The following is a 20,148-nucleotide window of genomic DNA, read 5'->3' on the forward strand; positions in this document are numbered from 1 at the left end:
AGCTGCAGTTCTCTTCCCGTTCACCGCAACAGTAGGAGAGCACCCGCCCCATGCATCGCTCGAGCTTCCCCTTCTCGTGCAGAACCGCCGCGGCCCGCCTCGCTTCCGCCGCCGCTCTCCTGCTCCCCCTCTTCGCTGCCTCGAACGCCCGCGCAAGCGAGGCAACCCTGGCCCTTCCGGACTTCGACTCGGTTCGGATCCTCGGGATTCCCGGGACCGGGTTCCTCTGGGCCGGCCTCGTCATCGCGGCCCTCGGCGTCGTCATGGGCCTCTCCATGGCTGCGAGCGTCCGCAAGCTCCCGGCCCACAAGGCGATGCTCGAGATCTCCGAGCTCATCTACGAGACCTGCAAGACCTACCTGCAGACCCAGGGCCGCTTCATCCTCAAGCTCGAGCTCCTCGTCGGCGCGATCATCGCGTTCTACTTCGGCTACATCCAGCGGCTGGGCGTCGCGAAGGTGGTCGTGATCCTGCTGTTCAGCCTCCTGGGGATCGCCGGAAGCTACGGCGTCGCCTGGCTGGGCATGCGCATCAACAACTGGGCGAACTCGCGCTCCGCTTTCGCCGGCCTCCGCGGGAAGCCGTTCCCCACCTTCGAGATCCCGCTCCGCTCCGGCATGGCGGTTGGCATGTCGCTCCTGGGCATCGAGCTCGTGCTCATGTTCGGGATCCTGCTCTTCATCCCCGGCGACTGGGCCGGCCCCTGCTTCATCGGCTTCGCGATCGGCGCCTCCCTCGGCGCATCGGCGCTGCGGATCGCCGGCGGCATCTTCACGAAGATCGCCGACATCGGCTCCGACATGATGAAGATCATCTTCAACATCAAGGAGGACGACGCGCGGAACCCCGGCGTGATCGCCGACTGCGCCGGTGACAACGCGGGCGACTCGGTGGGCCCCACCGCCGACGGCTTCGAGACCTACGGCGTCACCATCGTCGCCCTGCTCTCCTTCGTGCTCCTCGCGGTGGCCGCCCAGAGCGTCCAGGTCCAGCTCCTCGTCTGGATCTTCGCGGTCGCGGCGCTGATGATCGTCTCGTCGGCCGCGTCCTACGCGATCAACGCGATGCTCTCGAAGGGGCGATACGGCAACGCCGACAAGATGAACTTCGAGGCGCCGCTCACCTCCCTCGTCTGGCTCACCTCGCTGGTCTCGATCGCCGGGAACTTCGTCCTCTCCTACCTCCTGATCGGCGGCCTGGGCGACGGCAGCCTCTGGTGGAAGCTGGCCGGGATCCTCTCGTGCGGCACCATCGCGGGGGCGCTGATCCCCGAGGTGGTGAAGGCCTTCACCTCCACCGACTCGGCCCACGTGCGCGAGGTGGTCACCGCGTCCCGCGAGGGCGGGGCATCGCTAAACGTGCTCGCCGGCTTCAACGCGGGCAACTTCAGCGCGTACTGGATGGGCCTCGTCATCGTCAGCCTCATGGCGATCGCCTACGGGATCAGCAGCCTCGGCCTCGGCGAGCACATGCTCGCGCCGACGGTCTTCGCCTTCGGCCTCGTGGCCTTCGGCTTCCTCGGAATGGGCCCTGTCACCATCGCGGTCGACTCCTACGGCCCGGTCACGGACAACGCCCAGTCCGTCTACGAGCTCTCCCTCATCGAGACCCTCCCCGGCGTCGAGGCCTCGATCGAGAAGGAGTTCGGCTTCCGCCCGAACTTCGAAAAGGCGAAGGACTACCTCGAGGAGAACGACTCGGCAGGGAACACCTTCAAGGCCACGTCCAAGCCGGTGCTGATCGGCACCGCGGTGGTGGGCGCGACCACGCTGATCTTCTCGATCGTGATGGTGCTCACCGGCGGGCTCACGTCCGGCCTCGAGAAGCTCTCCATCCTGCACCCGCCGTTCCTGCTCGGCCTGATCGCCGGCGGCGCGGTGATCTACTGGTTCACCGGCGCAGCCACCCAGGCGGTGGCGACGGGCGCCTACCGGGCCGTGGAGTTCATCAAGCGGAACATCCGCCTCGACGGCGCGGAGAAGGCCTCGGTCCAGGACAGCAAGAAGGTCGTGGAGATCTGCACCACCTACGCGCAGAAGGGGATGGTCAACATCTTCCTCACGATCTTCTTCAGCACGCTCGCGTTCGGCTGCCTGGAGCCGTTCTTCTTCATCGGCTACCTCATCGGCATCGCGATCTTCGGCCTCTTCCAGGCCATGTTCATGGCGAACGCCGGCGGCGCCTGGGACAACGCCAAGAAGGTGGTCGAGGTCGAGCTCAAGGCGAAGGGCACGCCGCTCCACGCCGCGACCGTCGTGGGCGACACGGTCGGCGATCCGTTCAAGGACACCTCGTCGGTGGCCATGAACCCCGTGATCAAGTTCTCCTCGCTCTTCGGCCTCATGGCCGTCGAGCTGGCGGTCGAGCTGAACCGGGGGCTGAGCCTGACCCTCGCGGCGATTTTCTTCGCGGCATCGCTGGTTTTCGTCTGGCGATCGTTCTACGGGATGCGGATCGAGCAGGCGCCCACCGCGACGCCGTCGCCGGCCCCGATCGACGCCTGACGCGGGCGGATACCGGGCGCGGGTTGCGCACGACGAGAGGGTAGGGCTGCGATGCAGGTCAAGTGCCCCTGGTGCCAGGGAACGTTCGAGAGCGATCGGTACGGCAGGCAGTTCTGCATCCGCTGCGGCGCGGAGCTGGACCTGCCGGAGCCCGATTCGTCTTCGACCGGCGGATCGCGCGGCCCGCAGCCGGCCGCGCCACGGGACGAGGCCGCCGCTCCCCACGAGGGCCCCTCCGGCGCCCCGGCCGGCCACCGTGAGGCCCCGGCCGGCGCCGTTGGCTCTCACGCGGGACCGACCGGCGAACGAGAAGCCGGTTCGCACGTCGCCGGCTCCGAAGGTGGGGAAGGCGGCCCTCCGGGCGGCGACCGAGGGAGAATCACCTCGCCCACGCCCTGGGAGCGGCGCGACGGGATGGGGTTCTTCCCCGCGCTCTTCGAGACGTGGAAGGACGCGACCTTCCGTCCGGCGGAGTTCTTCGCCAACCTGGCGCCGGCGGGCGTCGGGCCTGCATTCGCCTACGCCATGATCTTCGGCACCATCGGCACGCTGGCGACCGGCCTCTGGAACCTCCTCTTCGTGCCGAACCACGAATCCTCGCCCGTCCCTCCCGGGCTCCAGATCGTCCTCGGCCCGTTCTTCTTCGCGATCGCGATCTGGTGCGTCGCGGCCGTCGTTCACCTCTGCTGTCTCATCCTCGGCTGCGGGAAGCGGGGCTTCGAAGCCACCTTCCGCGCGATCGCGTATTCGCTGGGCCCGTCGATCTTCGCCGTCGTCCCCGGGATCGGCTCCCTGGTCGCCGGCGTCTGGAGCCTTGTCCTCGAGATCGTCGGCATCCAGCACATGCAACGCACCACCGGGGCCCGGGCGGTTGCGGTGATCTTCCTTCCGTTGCTCGCCTTCCTGCTCTGCATATGTGCCGTCGGCCTTGCCGCCGGCGCCCTGGGAATGGCGGGCGCGTTGTTGATGACTCGTGGTTGAGCTCGATTCGACTAAAGCCTTGGCTCCCCGATCGGCGGCGTTTGGCCTATGATTCAACGCCGTTTTTTGCAGGGGGGAGCAGGGCCATGAACAGAATCGTTTTCACGTCGGGCATGTTGATCGCGCTGGCCGTTTCGGCCGGCTGTCGATCCTCCACTTCGCCATCCGAACCGCGGGCCGTCGGAGGATCGGGCGGCAAGGCAGATCGGACCCTCGTCGTCCACTCCAAGGACGGGGAGCTCATGGTCAACAGCCAGGGCGCCCCGGTGCCGGAGGGCTTCCCGTTCACGGTGATGCCCGGCGCCGTCGTCACGACCAGCTTCAACCGCGGCAAGGCGCCCGACGAGAAGTCGCTGATGGTGCTCTTCGAGAAGCATGGGCTGCAGGAGCCCGTGATCGAGTACTACACCAAGGAGCTGCGCTCGAAGGGCTTCGACGTGGAGGAGCACTACGAGATCGGGGACGACACCTACGCGGTGCTCTCCCTCACCGGCACGCGGGAGGATGGATTCCGGGCCGGCGTGGTGGTGAAGGCGAACCTGCGCGTGCAGGCCACCGGCGTCACCGCGCGGATCACCTACAAGGGCCCCAACGCCACCGAGGTCAACTGACGGCTCGAGCTTCCTTCAGCTTCGTGTGAGCGGGCAGCCAGGCTTGACAGGGGCGGGCCCGGTCGCCGAAATGCGACGGGCGGCGCACCTGCCGCAAACCGCTCGCTCCGAGGAGACGATGAAGCTCGCAACCCTTCGTGATGGAAGCCGCGACGGCAAGCTGGTCGTCGTTCGCCGGGACGGCCAGGTCCACGCCGACGCGGGGGCGATCGCTCCGAACCTCCAGGCCGCCTTGGACGACTGGGAGCGCGTGGCCCCCGCCCTGGAGGCCCTCGCCGCGAAGCTGGAGTCCGGCGAGATCGCCGGCAGCCCGCTCGACCCCGCCATGCTGGAGTCGCCGCTGCCCAGGGCCTACGAGTGGGTCGACGGCTCCGCCTTCCTCAACCACGTGATCCTGGTCCGCAAGGCGCGGGGCGCCGAGCCGCCGGCCACGCTCACCACCGACCCCCTCGTCTACCAGGGGGGCTCGAGCCGCTTCCTCGCACCCCGCGATCCCATCCCCCTCGCCGACGAGTCCTGGGGCCTCGACTTCGAGTCCGAGGTCGCGGTGGTCCTCGGTGACGTCCCACAGGGCGTGAAAGCGGAGGACGCCGGTCGTTACGTGCGGCTCCTGCTCCTCGCCAACGACGTCACCCTGCGCAACCTGATCCCCAACGAGCTCGCCAAGGGCTTCGGCTTCTTCCAGTCCAAGCCCGCCACCGCGTTCTCGCCTTTCGCGATCACGCCCGACGAGCTCGGCGACGCCTGGAAGGACGGTCGGGTCCACCTGCCCCTGCATACCAACTACAACGGCGCGCTCGCGGGAGATCCCGACGCCGCCGAGATGCACTTCTCCTTCTTCCAGCTCCTCGAGCACGTCGCGAAGACCCGCTCCTACACCGCCGGAACGATCCTCGGCAGCGGCACCGTCTCGAACGCCGACCGCGCCCGCGGGATCTCCTGCCTGGCGGAGCGCCGGATGATCGAGACCATCGAGCAGGGCAAGCCGATCACGCCGTTCATGAAGATCGGCGACACGGTGGAGATCGAGATGCGCGACGCCGAGGGCCGGAACCTCTTCGGCACCATCGCGCAGAAGGTGGTGGCGCTGTGAAGCTGCACGGGTACTGGCGCAGCAGCGCGAGCTGGCGCGTCCGGATCGCGCTGGCCCACAAGGGACTCGCGTACGAGTACGTGCCCGTCCACCTGGTCCGGGGCGGCGGCGAGCAGCACTCCGAGGCCCACCGCGCGAAGAACCCGATGGCCCAGGTGCCCGTCCTCGAGCTGGACGACGGGACGATGCTCTCGCAGTCCCTCGCCATCATCGAGTGGCTCGAGGAGACCCACCCGACGCCGCCGCTCCTCCCGAAGGATCCGGTCGCCCGCGCCAGGGCGAGGCAGCTCGCCGAGATGGTGAACGCGGGCATCCAGCCCCTGCAGAACATCGGCGTGCAGCAGCACCTCGTCTCCCTCGGCCTGGGCGTGGACGAGAAGGCGTGGACGGTCCATTGGATCCGGCGCGGCCTCGGTGCCCTCGAGGCGGTGGCGAAGAACACGGCCGGCCGCTTCTGCGTGGGCGACGCGGTCTCGGTCGCAGACGCCTGCCTCGTGCCCCAGCTCTACGGGGCCCGTCGCTTCGCGATCGACGTCGCGGACTACCCGACCCTGGCCCGGATCGAGGAGGCCTGCGCGGCGCTGCCCGCCTTCGCCGCGGCCCACGCCGATCGCCAGCCCGACGCGGTCCCTGCGTAGCCCTGCGAGCGGCCGTCGCTGGTAGGATGCGTCCAACTTGGAGGAGACATGACGTCGTACCTGTCGGGATTCGGCAACGAGCACGCAACCGAGGCGGTGGCCGGCGCGCTGCCGGAAGGGCGCAACTCACCGCAGCGGGTGCCCTACGGCCTCTACGCCGAGCAGCTCTCGGGCACCGCCTTCACCGCGCCCCGCCGCGAGAACCGCCGCTCCTGGCTCTATCGCCTCCGCCCCTCGGCGAACCATCCCGCCTTCCGGCTCGCCGAGCAGGGCCTGCTGCACAGCGGCCCCTTCGCGGAAGGCGCCGTGAGCCCCAATCGCCTTCGCTGGAACCCGCAGCCGTCGCCCTCGAAGCCGACCGACTTCGTCGACGGCCTCGTGACCTTCGCCGGCAACGGCGGCCCCACCGCCGGCACCGGCATCTCGATCCACCTCTACGCGGCCAACCGCTCCATGGTGGATTCGGTCTTCTTCAACGCCGACGGCGAGCTCCTCCTGGTGCCGCAGAAGGGCGCGCTCGAGCTCTTCACCGAGCTCGGCAAGCTCCACCTGCCGCCGGGCGAGATCGCGGTGGTGCCCCGCGGCGTGCGCTTCCGGGTCGAGCTTGCAGAGGGTGACGCTGCCGGCTACGTCTGCGAGAACCACGGCGCCAGTTTCCGGCTCCCGGAGCTCGGCCCCATCGGCTCCAACGGCCTCGCGAACCCCCGCGACTTCCTCACCCCCGTGGCGGCGTTCGAGGACGTGGAGCGGCCCACTCGCGTGCGGCAGAAGTTCAACGGCCGGCTCTGGGAGACCACCGTCGACCACTCGCCCCTCGACGTCGTGGCCTGGCACGGCAACCTGGCGCCGTACAAGTACGACCTCGCCCGCTTCAACACCATCGGCACGGTGAGCTTCGACCATCCGGATCCGTCGATCTTCACGGTCCTCACCTCGCCCACCGACACGCCGGGCACCGCCAACTGCGACTTCGTGATCTTCCCGCCGCGGTGGATGGTGGCGGAGGAGACCTTCCGCCCGCCCTGGTTCCACCGCAACGTGATGAGCGAGTTCATGGGCCTCATCCACGGCATCTACGACGCCAAGGAGGGCGGCGGCTTCGCGCCCGGCGGCGCCTCGCTGCACAACTGCATGAGCGCCCACGGCCCCGACCGGCACAGCTACGACCAGGCCGTCGAGGCGCGGCTCGCGCCCCACAAGATCGAGAACACCCTCGCGTTCATGTTCGAGTCGCGCTCGGTGATCGCTCCGACCGCCTTCGCCATGGAGAGCCCGACCCTCCAGCCCGACTACGACGAGTGCTGGGTCGGGTTCGAGAAGGCGCGCCTGCCCGGCGCGAAGTGATTCTCGCCAGAGCGGGCGCGTGTCGGCGACCCGTCGTCCGGGAGCGCCGCCTCGTCCCGCACGGGCCTGGGAGGGTCGCCTCCGCCCGGCATCTGATGTAGAGGGATCGGACCCGTTTTCGCGGCCTGCCTCGGTCCGGCCGCGCTTCTTCGCAGGAGTTGCAAATGGCTGAAAATTCGCTCGGTACCGACGGCTTCGAGTTCGTCGAGTTCACCTCGCCCGAACCCGAGAAGATGGCGCGCACCTTCGAGCTCCTCGGCTTCACCGCCGTCTCGAAGCACCCGACCAAGGACGTGGTCCGCTACAAGCAGGGCGAGATCAACCTCCTCCTCAACCGCGAGGAGAAGGGCCAGGCGGCGTCGTTCCGCGCCGAGCACGGCGCGTCGGCCTGCGGCATGGCCTTCCGCGTGGAGGACGCCAAGAAGGCGTTCGGCATGGCGATCGAGCGCGGCGCGAAGCCCACCGACTCGGCTCCCGGCGCCCTCGGGGCCGGCTCCTTCGTCCTGGAGGGGATCGGCGGCTCGCTCCTCTATCTCGTCGACCGCTACGGCGAGAAGGGCAGCCTCTACGACGACTGGGAGCCGATCCCGGGCGCTGCCGAGGCCGAGGCCAAGAACGGCATGGGCCTCCAGATCCTCGACCACCTCACGCACAACGTGCGCCGCGGCCAGATGCGGGTGTGGTCGAGCTTCTACAACCGCGTCTTCAACTTCGAGGAGCAGAAGTACTTCGACATCAAGGGCAAGGCCACCGGCCTGTTCTCCCAGGCGATGATCGCGGCGGACGGCATGATCCGGATCCCGCTCAACGAGAGCCAGGACGAGAAGTCCCAGATTGAGGAGTTCATCCGCCAGTACAACGGCGAGGGCATCCAGCACCTGGCCTTCACCACGCCGAACATCTTCGAGACCATCGAGAAGATGAAGGCCAACGGCGTGGTCTTCCAGGACACCATCGAGACCTACTACGAGCTCGTGGACAAGCGCGTCCCCGGCCACGGTGAGGACCTCGAGCGGATGAGGAAGAACCGCATCCTCATCGACGGCAGCCAGGAAGAGGGCCTGCTCCTGCAGATCTTCACCGAGAACCTCTTCGGCCCGATCTTCTTCGAGATCATCCAGCGCAAGGGCAACGAGGGCTTCGGCAACGGCAACTTCCAGGCGCTCTTCGAGTCCATCGAGCTCGACCAGATCCGCCGCGGCGTGATCAAGGTCGACGCCTGACCTTCACGTGGATTGTGATTCGCCGCCGTTCGTCCTCGAGCGGCGGCGGATCGCTGGTGCTTCGTAGAAGAGCAACATGACCGATTCCCTTCGCCGCGAGCGCGTGTGGCAGACGCCACCGGGCGTGCGGCTCTGCCCCGTCGATTCCATCGAGGAGCCCGGGGCACGCAACTTCGTCCTCCAGATCGGCGAGGCCCTCTTCCACGGCTTCGTGGTGCGGGAGAATGGCGCCGTCCACGGCTACGTGGACCAGTGCCCCCACGCCGGATTGCCGCTGGCCCGCGAGCTCGACGGCTACCTCACCGCGAAGAAGGAGCTGATCGCCTGCTCCTGGCATGGCGCGCTCTTCCGCCTCTCCGACGGCGTCTGCGTCGGCGGCCCTTGCGCCGGCAGCCGGCTCACGCCGTGGCCCGTCCACGTGGAGGACGGCTGGCTGAAGACCGCGTAGGCGCGCGCACGAAGAGCGCTTCGCACACGCGCTGCTTGGCCCTGCCCAATGCGCTGCCTATCGCTATCGAATGGAGGTCTCGCGCCACTGGCTCGAGGAGCACACGAGCGAGGTGTGCATCGCCGCCGAGGCGCCCACGCTCGACGGGCTCTTCGTAGAGGCCGCCGCAGCGCTCGCCGAGGTGATGGGGGGCGAGGAGCTCGCCGCAGAAGGAAGCGAGGAGCACGAGGTGCAGGTCGACGCGAGCGACCGCGAGGCGCTCCTCGTCTCGTGGCTCGACGAGCTGATCTTCCAGGTCGACCACAACGGGAAGCTCTATCCGGCTCCGCGGATCCTGGAGCTCACCGATCGCGAGCTGAAGGCCACGCTTCGCGGCGTGGATCCTCTCGAGTGGAGGACGCCGGTGAAGGCGGCCACCTTCCACGACCTGCACATCGAGGAGACGGACGGCGGCTTTCGAGCGCGTGTCGTGCTGGATGTCTAGGTCTGATGGGAAACTCGACCAGGAGGAGCCCATGGAATCCACCGAGGTCCCGCTCTCGAAGGAGCTCCTCCACGCGCGACCGACGCCTGAGCCCGTGGAGGATTGGATCTACGAGATCGGCACGAGCTTCCGGCCCGACATGCGGGTCCCCGTGCGCATCTTCGCCGACGACGTGCTCATCCAGCAGATCCAGCGGGATCGGAGCCTCCGGCAGCTCGTGAACGTGTCCACGCTCCCCGGGATCGTCGACGCCGCCCTGGGCATGCCCGACATGCACGAGGGCTACGGCTTCCCCGTTGGCGGCGTGGCGGCCACCCGCCTGCCCGACGGCGTGATCTCTCCCGGCGGGATCGGCTTCGACATCAACTGCGGCGTCCGCCTCCTCGTCTCCGAGCTCGAGGAGGACGACATCCGTCCGGTCCTCGAGAAGCTGATCCACGAGGTCTCCCGTAGCGTGCCGGCGGGCTTCGGCCGCTCGAGCCGCAAGCTCTCGCTAAATCGCCGGCAGCTCGATCACCTCCTGAACGACGGCGTCCCCTATCTGGTCGAGGAGCTCCACCTCGGCGTCTCCGAGGACGTCCACTTCCTCGAGTCGGGTGGCGCCATGCCAGGCGCCAAGTCCACCCAGGTCTCGGAGCGCGCGAAGCAGCGCGGCCACGATCAGCTCGGCACCCTGGGCGGCGGCAACCACTTCGTCGAGATCCAGCTCGTCGACCAGGTCTTCGACGACGACGCCGCGGCGCAGCTCGGACTCTTCCCGGGGAAGATCACCGTGCTCGTTCACACCGGGTCGCGGGGCCTGGGACACCAGGTCTGCACCGACTACGTGAAGCGGATGGACGCGGTGATGACGCGGCACGGGATCCACGTCCCCGATCGGCAGCTCGCGTGTGCGCCCTTCTCGTCGCAGGCGGGGCAGGAGTACTTCGCGGCCATGGGCGCCGCCGCCAACTACGGCTTCGCGAACCGGCAGGTGATCGCCCACCACATGCGGCGGATCTTCGAGGAGTTCCTAGGCGAATCGCGCGGCGCGCTGAGGCTCATCTACGACGTCGCCCACAACACCGCCAAGGTGGAGCGCTACGGCGACGACGAGCTCGTCGTGCATCGCAAGGGCGCCACCCGCGCCTTCGGCCCCTCGAGCCGCGAGATCCCTCCCGCCTACCAGGGGCTGGGGCAGCCCGTCTTCATCCCCGGCAGCATGGGCACCGCCTCGTACGTGCTCCTCGGGACCGACGAGGCCCGCGACATCTCGCTGGCCAGTTGCTGCCACGGCGCGGGCCGCGCCATGAGCCGGACCCAGAGCAAGCACGAGGTACGGGGCGCGGATCTGCGCCACGAGCTCGAGGACGAGGGCATCGCCATCGAGTGCACGTCCAACGTGGAGCTCGCCGAGGAGGCGCCCACCGCCTACAAGGACGTCGACCGGGTGGTCGACGTGGTCCACGAGGCCGGCATGGCCCGCAAGGTCGCGCGGCTCCGCCCCATCGCCGTGCTCAAGGGCTGATCGCGCCAGCTCTTTAGCGGGCGCCCAGGGCCTCCAGGCGCTTCACGGCGAGGCCATGGAGGTCGTTGGTCTTGCTGCGGGCCGGCTTCACGCTGCGGTAGAGCTCGATCGCAGCCTCGCGGAAGCCCAGCGCCTCGGCGATGCGTGCCCGCACGTAGACGTTGGACCAGCTCGTCGCGGTCGGATCCAGCGACTCCTGCCTTGCGAGGATGCGGAGCGCGCGGTCGACCTCGCCCTTCTCGGCGAGGAGCACGGCCAGCGTGTCCAGCGCGCTCGCCTTGTCCGCCTTCGGGCCGATCGCGACCTCCGCCCTCCGGATGTCCTCGTCCTGCACCCCCAGGAAAACGCCGGTCCACGCGGCGTCGTTCAGCGGATTGGTGCCGACACCGGCGTCGGCCATCCGCAGGGCGATGTCGCGGGCCGCGCGCCAGTCACCGCGAAGATCCGCTGCCCAGGAGAGGGCCCGGAACGCCTCCTTGGAGACCGGATCCCGCTCGAGGAGCTCGCGGGCGAGGGCCTCCAGGGCGTCGGGCCGCTCGGCCTTGCCCAGGATGAAGACGCGGGTGGAGGCGGCCTCGCCCGGCTCGTCCATGAGCCCCAGCTCCTCGAGCCGCGCCACGACGCCGAGGGCGTCGTCGAAGCGCTTCGATGTGACGAGAACGTTCAGATAGTCGTAGCCGACGAAGATGTCGTCGTCCCTGCGAGAGGGGAGGTTTCCGTACGCGCGGGCCAGCACGGGGAGCATGCGCTCCAGCTCGCCGTCGGAATCGCCATGGGCGAGGGCGATCCCCAGCGCGAGGTCGTCGTCGGAGCCCTTCATCAGCCGCCGGATCGTGGGCTCCCGGCGCTTCAACTTCGAGTCCAGCACGACGCAGAGATCCAGCCAGGCGCGCGCCTTCGCGGAATCCTTGGCCTCGAGGGCCTTCCACGCCTCCGCCACACGCGCCGTCGGGCTCTGGATCGGGTGGTAGCGGAGCCCGGACCGTCCCCGCTCGCAGAGATCGAAGCCGCTCCCGGAGAACTCGGTGTCGATGGCGACCAGGACGCCGATCCCCGGGATCTCCCTCGTCTCCTTCACGCGGGCGATGGTCCGGGCCAGGTCGACGAAGGCCTCGGCGGAATCCAGGTACTGCGTGATCACCGGCCGGAGCGACACCTCGAGCGCGCGGCTCGAAGCCTCGCTCAGGCCGATCTCGTCCGCCGTGACCCGGGCGTTGGCGCCGAGCGAGAGGGCCATGGCCTCGGCCACCAGCTCGACCGGATCGTCCCTGCGGAGCGGACTCGTCTCCCGCCGCTCCAGGCGATTGAGCCACTTCTTCATCGTCTCGAAGCGGGGATCTCCCACGCGCGAGGCGAGGCTGCGGGCGAGCGGGTACTCGCGGGCCGTGAAGAGTAGATAGGTCGCCCCCGCGAGGAGCGGCTCCCGAACGCCGGCGTTCTGGCGATCGACCCAGGCGAGCGCTGCCGCGGCCCCGTCCCTTCGGGCCTTGGCAGCCACTGCCTCCGCCCAGTTCTTCTTCGACTTCTCGGCTTCGGCGATCAGCTCGTCGTCGAGCCCCCGCTTCCAGAGCAGGTTGAAGTAGAGCTCGTCATCCCTGTCGTCGACCTCCTTCCGGAAGCTCCGCAGCTCCTCGAGGGCGCGGTCGACGTCCGCGCCGGCCCCGCCGATCGAGCCGCGACCGTCCCGCGAGAGGAGGTCGATCAGCGTCCCGCGGGTCCAGCTCTCGGGATCGAGCTTGCGGGCGCGGGTGAGGGCCTCGACGGCTCCCTTTCGATCCATGCCCTCCGTGAGGCGCTTGCCCCACTTGTCGTGAGACAGGATCCATCCCTCCGCGCGGAGCACGTTGGCCGCGCCCGGCGCCGCTTCGGCGGCGGCCTTCGCGAGCCTGTGTGCCTCGGCGCCCAGGGACGCCGCGAGGGCAGTGCGGGCCAGGAGGGCCTGGAGCCAGGCGCTCTTCGGCTCCTTGCGGATCAGCTCGCGCAGCTCGGCCGCGGCCGTCGCGACCTTGCCCTCCTCGAGGAGCTGCAGGATCCGGTTGTCGAAGACCGCCGAGTCGGGGGCGGAGAGGAGCTCGTTCAGCGAGCTCCGGACCGCTGGCAGATTTTCGGCGCGCACCTCCGGCACGTCGATGCGCAGCCACAGCCGGGCCTCGGCGCCGTCGTCGGTCGGCTCGACGGCGTAGCTCCAATGGATCCCAGCGGCCTCGCCCGTTCGGGAGACGCTCCCGCCCTGCAGGCGGAAGATCGGATGCACCCGCACGCGGGTGACCATCTCCAGCTCAGCCGGCGCCCCCAGGAAGACGTCGGCGTCCGGTCCCTCGTCGTCGTCGTCCTCGTTGACGAGCTGGGAGGGGAGCAGGCCGAGGAACTCGGAGAAGCCCAGGGAGGCCACCGCATTGGAGTCCGCGGCCTCGGCCTTGCTCGAGCGCCGGATCTCGATCACCTCCTCGAAGGGCGCGCGGGCGCTCAGGGGATCCGAGTAACGGAGGTCGAAGTCGCTGGTCGAGTGGATCTGCGCCACGTCCGCCGCCATCGCGCGCTTGACCTGATCCTCCGTCTGCCAGATCGCCCGGTAGCGCCTGCCGGACAGCGCCGTTCCAGCCAGGGTCCGCGTCTTGCGGATCGTCCCCAGGCCGGACTCGGGGAGCGTCACCTCGGTGCGGATCACCGCCCGGTTCGCCTCCGCGGGAGGCAGCGGCGTCCGGATCGGGGCGGTGGTCTTCGAATCCACCACGAGCGCCAGCCTGCCCACCGAGAGATCGTCGAGCACGCCAGGCGGCATCCCCCGCATCGTGGGATCCATCCAGAGCGGCTCCTTCCCGGGCAGCACGACGATGGCGTGATCGAAGCGCTGGAGGCCCGGCAGCTCGGCAGGGCCTTCCGCCAGGGAGCCGGTGTTCACCAGGGCGATCCGCGCCTCCAGGCCGGCGGCATCCAGGAGCGCCACCAGGAAGGCCGCCAGATCCTTGCAGTCGCCGTATCCGCGCTCGAGCGTCTGTGAGGGGGTGTGGGGCACCACGCCCGCGTTGCCGAAGTCGAGGCCGGTGTAGCGCAGGTTGTGGTGCATCCAGTCGAGGGCCGCCGCCGCGACGTCCCTGGGCGCCTTCGACGCGGGCTTCAGGCCGGCGGCGATGCTCTGAAGGGGCGCAGGATCCAGCGCGGGCCCGACCAGCTCCCGATAGCCGCGCGCCACGTCCTGCCACGAGCGGGCGGTGGAGACGAAGATCGCCGGGTAGCGGCGCGACCAAGGCGGGAGGTGGTTCGCGAACGAGGCCGAGGGGGCCGAGGAGCGCGTCCAGGTCAGCCGGATTCGACCACCTTCGAGCTCTTCGGTCGCGTGCTCGGACGGAGTGGCGAAGGCCTGCACTTTGAGTGGCAGGCCGACTGGATGCTCGACGACGGCCGAAGCCTCGTCGGACGTGAGCATCGAGGCCATCGGGAGCGCAAACGAGTTCCCGAAGCTCACGGTGGGGCGGTTCCTCGAGAGGGTCCAGCTCCGCTGCACGATGCTGCCGGGGACGATCGCCGGCAGCGGCGCCACCACGCGCAGGCGATCGCTGAAGTTGTCGGCGCTCGACGACGTCGCCGGACCCTTGGCGATGGTGGCGGGGTCGAGCTCCTTCACCGTTCCGTCCGGCAGCGTCACCTTCGCCTCGAGGACGGGTACCTCGTCCTGGGCCGGATCGAACTCCGCCGAGAGCTGGCCGAAGTAGCCGGGGACCGACGCCGAGAGCACGACGTAGCGCTCCTCGAAGGTGGTGCGGTACGTGCCGTCCGCCTCCAGCCGGAGCACGGTGCGCATCCGATAGAAGCCGACCGGCGCCGGCGCGTCGGGGCGGCTCTCGTCGGGGATGCGGGAGGCGACGGGCGACTCCGCGATCGGGGTAGGGCTCCCAGGCGACGGGGTCGACGTGGTGGCACATCCGAACAGCAGCGCGGCGGCCAGGACCACATGTGCGTAGGTCTTCAAGGACGATCCTCGGCGTGTCTGGGAGGGTGGGAGCCTAACGCCCGGGCGAGCGGGCCAGCAAGGAAGCGTCGCTGCAAAAGCGTCGTCGTGGTGACGGGTTCGACCGTCCTCGAGGATCCGCCGTGGCGCCTTGCTCACACGTTTTGGAGGATCGCCAGCGGCAGCCGGCCTGACGGCCCGCTCAGACGTTCTGGAGGATCCGGTCCGGAGGCATACCCGCCTGGAGGAGCGCCTCGGTGACGCCCTCGATCATCCCCTGCAGGCCGCAGAGCATCGCGACCGCGTCTTCCACCGGCGGCAGCGCCTCGCGGAAGCGCTGCTGAACGTAGCCCGCGTAGGCCTCCTCCGAAGCCGCCGGGCGGGAGACCGCGCGGTGGACGCGGATCCCCGCCGACTCCCACGCCCTGAGCTCGGCCTCGTAGGGGAACTCGCCGCCTGAGCGCACGCCGAAGAAGAGGTCCACCCGGCCGAAGGCGTCCCGGAGGCGGGCGACCTCCTGGAGCACGGCGCGGATCGGCGCGAAGCCCGAGCCGGTGGCGAAGAGGAGCAGGCTCTTGCCCCTGCAGGCGGCGACGGGAAATCCCCTCCCCATCGCGGCGGAGGTCTCCACGATCGCGCCGACGCCGAGCTCGGCAAGCTCGTCCGGGAGGCCCTGGCCGCGCTTGATCAGGAGCTCGATCGACCGTCCGTCCGGCGCGTTGGCGATCGCGAAGAAGCCGCCGCTGCTCTCGCCGGGGAGGCGGACCTCCACGAACTGGCCGGCCTCCTCGTGGCTCCCGGCCACGTCGGCGTCGACCTCGAGGCGGAGCGAGCGCATCAGCGGCGTCTCGTCTCGGGAGGCCGACACGCGGGCCGGATGGAAGGTGAACCTCGAGCCGTACACCCGCGGCAACCTAACGGGCGAAGGCCTCGGGCTCAAGGCGAATGGGGGCTCCGGCTCGCGACGAAGCGCGAGCCGGAGACGCCAGGGTCAGTGGTCGTACGGTCCCTTGCCCTCGCGGACGTCGGCGCAGGGGATCCCCAGGTCCGGCGCGCAGTTCCTGCCGATCCAGCAGTAGCCTCTGCTGCCGTCGTTGATGCACCTCACGTCGTTACAGCCGTCGATGCAGCGGCGACCGGAGATCTCGCACGTTCCGTCCGGCCTGCAGGTGTCCTTGACGCACTCGTCGTCGACGACGCAGCCGCAGTAGCCCCGAACCCCGGACTCGCTCACCGGGCAGGTCGCGGCACACTTCCCGTTCACGCACCGGGAGCCCCCGGGGCAGTCGACGTCCACCGTAGCCGGTGTACAGGACGGCGCCGCGGGGTGCGGCTTGCATGCGTCCACGCTGGTGCAGGACTGGCCGGTCACCACCCGGACGTCCCGGCAGGAGAAGCCGTTGGGGCACGACTGGCCGTCGACACAGTCGACCCCGCAGAACTGCCCGCTGGCGGTCATCGTGTCCTCGAGGCAGTAGTTCCCGTTGGACGTGGATCCGTTGGGGTTCTTGCAGCGCGGCGCACCCCCCGGCGCGAGCTCGCACGGCTCGCAGAACGGCCCCCGGTCGTCCTTCACGCACTGCTTGAGCATCTCGCCCGCCACCGGCTTGCAGACCTCGCCCCACTTGCAGAAGGAGTCGTCGGCGCAGGTCTTCGAGGTGCAGACGCCCGGCTTGCAGCCGGCGCGGCCCGCCTCCGTCGTCGCGTCACACACGCAGGGGACGGGGTTCTGCGCGTCGTCCATGCAGAGGCAGACGTCGCCGAACGTCGCGCAGTCGCCGTGGGTGCGGCAGCCGGGCACGCAGGTCTTGCTCGTCTGGTCGCAGATCTGACCCAGCTTGCAGTTGGTGTCCACCTCGCAGCCGGAGAGGCGGCAGATGTGGTTGGCCGTGTCGCACCACGTGTTCCCGTCGCAGTCCTCGTTCCAGTCACAACCGCGGTTGGGGTGGCACCTGCCGTCGCCGCCCGGGCGGACCTCGCAGTGCTCCTTCTCCATGCAGGCGCCGTCGCCCGTGCAGACGCAGTCGCCCACCTGCTTGTCGCAGGCCCAGTTGGAATTGCCGTGGCGGTCCTGGCAATCCGTGTCGCTCGCGCAGAGCGCGCGGAACTTCGTCCGATCCGAGCACGACGTCGATGCGAGCGCACAGAGGAGCGATGCGGCGAGGAAGAGGATTACGGATGGGACGCGCAAGACGTGCTCCACGGGCTGGGTGCGGCGTGTGGGGTCAGGAGCGGCGGACGCTCAAAGGAAGAAGGATCCGACGGCGAGGGAGAAGCTCGTGTAGTTCTGGACCCAAGTATCCGAATAGCCCCACTGGTCGAAGGTGAAGCGCGGCTCCCGTCCGGAGATGAGCTGCATGTCGAGCTCCGTCCCCCTCGGGAACATGGTCCGCAGCTCGTCCAGCACCGAGGCCGGGAGCTGGACCTGGCGCTCCGTTCCCGGGAGCACGATGTGCCATACCGAGATACCGGCGGAGATCTCCAGGTAGGCGATCTCCGGATCCGGACCCGGCTCGTAGGTCCACTCGATCACGCTACCACCCCCGGACGTGATCGGGCCGTCGCCTCGCTGGGCGACGCTAGGCAGACCCATCAGGGGGCCCACGGTGAGGCCCGCGGTCAGGTCGCCCGGCTGGCGCCGGAAGGCCACGGTAAGCGGTCTAGACCTCCTCGGGTTGGGGTCGGCGTCGGTCCCGCCGAAGACCTCGAAGAGGAAGCTGTCACCGGTGAGCCAGGGCAGCTTCGTGAGCGTCGTCGAGCCGTTTCCGCTGGAGTCCCGCGTGTTCCCGACAGGGACCACGCCCTCCGGCCCCAGGTCGACGAACGCCCAGAGGTTGGAGGTGCCGGACCACGATCCGATTCGCGGAGGGTTCTCGATCGTCACCGGCACGGACATGTCGAGTCGCATGTCGAGGACGATGTCGGCCTGCACCGTCTTCCCCGAGCGGACTTCGACCCCGCGGGCGACGCCAAGGAGGAGCCGCTCGAACGAGCCGTCCGCATCCTGGATCCCGTACTCTGCGTAGAAGGCCATGCGACCAGGGTTGCCGAACATGTAGGAGAACTCCCCGCCCTCCACATTGATCGTCTTTCCGGTGGCTTTATAGTTGTCGTCGTCCACCCAGGGCGGGGCGAAGTAGACGCTGCTCGGAGCGTAGTGGACGAACGCCATCTCGCGCTCGCTCGGCTTCAGCTTCCGATTCGGCGGCAGCTTGAAACCGAAAACCCTGCCGCGGACGGTCCCGGGCGGTGGACCCTCACTGGGGCCGCCGGGGCCGCCGCCCCCGCCCAGTGGCTGGAGCAGGACGGTGAGGTTCTCCGACTGCTGCTTCACCACCGTGGCCATCTCGTAACCCGGCATCGAGACGGTGACCTGCTGCGCCTTCACCAGGAGGGACGACGAGATCGTGACCTGGCCGCGCTCGTCCGTGATGCCCTGCAGCGATCCGTCGTCGCTGCCGAGGAGCACGCGGGCGCCTTCGAGCGGCATGCCGAAGTTCTCGCGGCTTCCGTCGAGGGCGGTGACGTTGAGGTTGCCGTTGATCGGCCCCCCGGAGGAGCCACCCGTGGTGCTGGTGGGGTCGAAGTAGGTGAACGCCCCCGAGATCAGCGCCGAGGCGCCATCGCTGCGGCTCGCCTGGACGTCGACCACTCCGGTGCTCCCCTTCGGCGTCGTCGCTACGGCGGTGAAGGGATCGATCACCTGCACGGAGGGGGACGCCGTGTCTCCGAAGGAGGTCGCCATCCCCGGGCGGAAGCCGCTGCCCCGCAGGGTGACCCGGGTCCCGCCGGCGCGGGCGCCCATGGAGGGGTCCACCAAGGCGAGGGAGAAGGGGCCGTCGTAGCGGAAGCCGCCGACGAGGATCCCCTCTACGCCGTCGTCGTCCGCTGCCACGACCCGCACCGGCACCGAGCCGTCGGTTCCCCGCGGGGTGGTCGCCGTGATCTGCGATCCGCTCACCCGGACCACGTTCGTGGCCTCGAGGGCCCCGACGAAGACGCGCACCCGATCGGGGAAGCCCGCTCCGAGCACGGTGATCGCGGTGCCGCCGGCGGTCGGGCCGTCGGAGGGCGAGACCGAAGTCACGCCGATCGGCGTCAGGTAGCGATAGGCGGACGCGAGCGTGTCGTTGCCGGTGGCGACGCGCACCTCCACGTCCACGAGCCCCGCGGCGGATACGCCGGGCGAGGTAGCGGTAACGAAGTTGCCGCCGTCGGCAGCGGCCGGGACCGCGAGAACGCCGCCGAAGCGCACGGCGAGCTGGCCGCTGTCCAGGCCGGTCCCCACCAGCGTCACGGTCGTGCCGCCGGAGACGGCGCCGCGGTCCGGCGAGATCGCGTAGAGGTGCACCGTCGTGTCAGCCGGATCGAAGTAGGCGTAGGTGGCGCGCGCCGTGGAGGCGTGGGTGCGCACCGAGATCTCCACGGCCCCTGCCGCCGCAGCGGGGGGGACGGTCGCCGACAGACTCCCGGCCGGCCCGAGGGTCGTCGCGGCGGGCGTGTCGCCGAAGTACACGCGTGAGCTCGCGGTGAAGCCTGCCCCGCTGAGCATCACGCGGTTCCCGCCTGCGAGCGGGCCGCCAGGCGGATCGACCCGGTCGATCCGGAGCCGGGCGACGTAGGTGAACGCCTTGCGCAGCCAGGCCTGTCCGTCCTCGGAGAAGACGCGCACGTCGACCGGGCCCTCGGCGTCCCCGGGCGGGAGGATCGCCGAGAGCGAGCCGTCGTCGAGGGAGGTGACGTCGAGAGCCGCGCGGCCTCCGAAGAGGATCGTCATGTCCGCCCGCAGCCCCGAGCCTCGCAGGATCACGGCGCTGCCGCCTGTAGTCGGGCCTTCCGCGGGCTCGACCGCGCGCAGATCGACCGGCTCGAGGTAGCGGTAGCAAGAGACGCAGCTCGCCTCGCCGTTGACGTTCTGGAGCGAGACGTCCACGTCACCGAGGGTCCCTGGGGGCGCCGCGACGTAGATGGTGGTGTCGTTGACGACGCGCGCGCCGATCGCGGGGTTCGTGCCGAAGAACACGGTGGTCGGCCCGCCCGGAGAGTCCTCCTTCGGGAGGAAGCCCGCGCCTCGGAGGATCAGCGTCTCGCCCCCGCCCATCGAGCCTCGCGGCGGCCGCACCGCATCCAGCCGGACGCCGCCCGGCTCGATGCCGCCACCGCCGCCGGTTCCGCCGGTGCCCGGGTCCCCGCCGCCGTCTCCGCCGGTCTCCGTGTCGCCGCCGTCGCCGGCGCGCCCGTGGGGCTTGCCGGAGCCAGAGGAGCCGCCGGTGCCGCCCGACTTCGGCGGTTCGACGCCGCATCCGACCGCAACGAGCCCCGCCAGCGCGATGGACAGCGCCGCAATCCGCGAGAGCTTGCCCATG

At 69.7% G+C, this 20,148-nt stretch carries 14 protein-coding genes; 10 read left to right on the forward strand and 4 right to left on the reverse strand.

Annotation, left to right across the window (positions count from 1 at the left end):
• Positions 1-50: 50 nt before the first annotated feature.
• The 10 genes from AKJ08_RS16830 (at position 51) to AKJ08_RS16875 (ending at position 10,833) form a co-directional block, all read left to right on the forward strand.
• On the forward strand, positions 51-2,504 hold the full coding sequence (locus AKJ08_RS16830) for a sodium-translocating pyrophosphatase (protein ID WP_082343297.1): 2,454 nt from the start codon (positions 51-53) through the stop codon (positions 2,502-2,504).
• Positions 2,505-2,555: 51 nt separating this feature from the next.
• Entirely contained in the window at positions 2,556-3,485 is a 930-nt protein-coding gene (locus tag AKJ08_RS16835; protein WP_050727135.1) for a YIP1 family protein, read from the forward strand.
• An 86-nt stretch (positions 3,486-3,571) separates the two neighbouring features.
• On the forward strand, positions 3,572-4,096 hold the full coding sequence (locus AKJ08_RS16840) for a hypothetical protein (protein WP_050727136.1): 525 nt from the start codon (positions 3,572-3,574) through the stop codon (positions 4,094-4,096).
• Between the two features lie 118 nt (positions 4,097-4,214).
• Positions 4,215-5,189, forward strand: a complete 975-nt coding sequence (locus AKJ08_RS16845; RefSeq protein ID WP_050727137.1) for a fumarylacetoacetate hydrolase family protein — start codon at positions 4,215-4,217, stop codon at positions 5,187-5,189.
• Positions 5,186-5,827: a maleylacetoacetate isomerase gene (gene maiA / locus AKJ08_RS16850; protein WP_050727138.1), complete on the forward strand. Its 642-nt coding sequence runs from the start codon at positions 5,186-5,188 to the stop codon at positions 5,825-5,827. The genes AKJ08_RS16845 and maiA overlap by 4 nt, the downstream gene beginning before the upstream one ends.
• 48 nt (positions 5,828-5,875) lie before the next feature.
• Positions 5,876-7,171: a homogentisate 1,2-dioxygenase gene (hmgA, locus tag AKJ08_RS16855; RefSeq protein ID WP_050727139.1), complete on the forward strand. Its 1,296-nt coding sequence runs from the start codon at positions 5,876-5,878 to the stop codon at positions 7,169-7,171.
• Between the two features lie 164 nt (positions 7,172-7,335).
• A complete protein-coding gene (gene hppD / locus AKJ08_RS16860) occupies positions 7,336-8,394 on the forward strand; it encodes a 4-hydroxyphenylpyruvate dioxygenase (protein ID WP_050727140.1) in 1,059 nt (352 codons plus the stop codon).
• A gap of 76 nt (positions 8,395-8,470) precedes the next feature.
• Entirely contained in the window at positions 8,471-8,842 is a 372-nt protein-coding gene (locus tag AKJ08_RS16865; RefSeq protein WP_050727141.1) for a Rieske (2Fe-2S) protein, read from the forward strand.
• 70 nt (positions 8,843-8,912) lie between these two features.
• On the forward strand, positions 8,913-9,326 hold the full coding sequence (locus tag AKJ08_RS16870; protein WP_050727142.1) for an archease: 414 nt from the start codon (positions 8,913-8,915) through the stop codon (positions 9,324-9,326).
• 31 nt (positions 9,327-9,357) lie between these two features.
• Entirely contained in the window at positions 9,358-10,833 is a 1,476-nt protein-coding gene (locus AKJ08_RS16875; RefSeq protein ID WP_082343298.1) for an RtcB family protein, read from the forward strand.
• Between the two features lie 13 nt (positions 10,834-10,846).
• Here AKJ08_RS16875 and AKJ08_RS16880 read toward each other — a convergent pair whose 3' ends face one another.
• The 4 genes from AKJ08_RS16880 to AKJ08_RS16895 form a co-directional block, all read right to left on the reverse strand.
• On the reverse strand, positions 10,847-14,803 hold the full coding sequence (locus tag AKJ08_RS16880; RefSeq protein ID WP_050727143.1) for a DUF3857 domain-containing transglutaminase family protein: 3,957 nt from the start codon (positions 14,801-14,803) through the stop codon (positions 10,847-10,849).
• 181 nt (positions 14,804-14,984) lie between these two features.
• Positions 14,985-15,686 carry a ferredoxin--NADP reductase gene (locus AKJ08_RS16885; RefSeq protein WP_050727144.1) on the reverse strand — a complete coding sequence of 234 codons (702 nt, stop codon included), beginning with the start codon at positions 15,684-15,686 and terminating at the stop codon, positions 14,985-14,987.
• A gap of 87 nt (positions 15,687-15,773) precedes the next feature.
• Positions 15,774-16,973, reverse strand: a complete 1,200-nt coding sequence (locus AKJ08_RS16890) for a hypothetical protein (RefSeq protein ID WP_050727145.1) — start codon at positions 16,971-16,973, stop codon at positions 15,774-15,776.
• A gap of 51 nt (positions 16,974-17,024) precedes the next feature.
• A complete protein-coding gene (locus AKJ08_RS16895; RefSeq protein ID WP_050727146.1) occupies positions 17,025-20,147 on the reverse strand; it encodes an IPT/TIG domain-containing protein in 3,123 nt (1,040 codons plus the stop codon).
• Between the last annotated feature and the right edge of the window lies 1 nt (position 20,148).

Origin of the sequence: Vulgatibacter incomptus (assembly GCF_001263175.1) — a bacterium.
In the GTDB taxonomy this organism is placed as follows: domain Bacteria; phylum Myxococcota; class Myxococcia; order Myxococcales; family Vulgatibacteraceae; genus Vulgatibacter; species Vulgatibacter incomptus.

Excerpts from the sequence above, each read along its gene's own strand:
- AKJ08_RS16830 (WP_082343297.1), top strand. The coding sequence starts at position 51 with ATGCATCGCTCGAGCTTCCCCTTCTCGTGCAGAACCGCCGCGGCCCGC.
- AKJ08_RS16835 (WP_050727135.1), top strand. The coding sequence starts at position 2,556 with ATGCAGGTCAAGTGCCCCTGGTGCCAGGGAACGTTCGAGAGCGATCGG.
- AKJ08_RS16840 (WP_050727136.1), top strand. The coding sequence starts at position 3,572 with ATGAACAGAATCGTTTTCACGTCGGGCATGTTGATCGCGCTGGCCGTT.
- AKJ08_RS16845 (WP_050727137.1), top strand. The coding sequence starts at position 4,215 with ATGAAGCTCGCAACCCTTCGTGATGGAAGCCGCGACGGCAAGCTGGTC.
- hmgA (WP_050727139.1), top strand. The coding sequence starts at position 5,876 with ATGACGTCGTACCTGTCGGGATTCGGCAACGAGCACGCAACCGAGGCG.
- hppD (WP_050727140.1), top strand. The coding sequence starts at position 7,336 with ATGGCTGAAAATTCGCTCGGTACCGACGGCTTCGAGTTCGTCGAGTTC.
- AKJ08_RS16865 (WP_050727141.1), top strand. The coding sequence starts at position 8,471 with ATGACCGATTCCCTTCGCCGCGAGCGCGTGTGGCAGACGCCACCGGGC.
- AKJ08_RS16870 (WP_050727142.1), top strand. The coding sequence starts at position 8,913 with ATGGAGGTCTCGCGCCACTGGCTCGAGGAGCACACGAGCGAGGTGTGC.
- AKJ08_RS16875 (WP_082343298.1), top strand. The coding sequence starts at position 9,358 with ATGGAATCCACCGAGGTCCCGCTCTCGAAGGAGCTCCTCCACGCGCGA.
- AKJ08_RS16895 (WP_050727146.1), bottom strand. The coding sequence starts at position 20,147 with ATGGGCAAGCTCTCGCGGATTGCGGCGCTGTCCATCGCGCTGGCGGGG.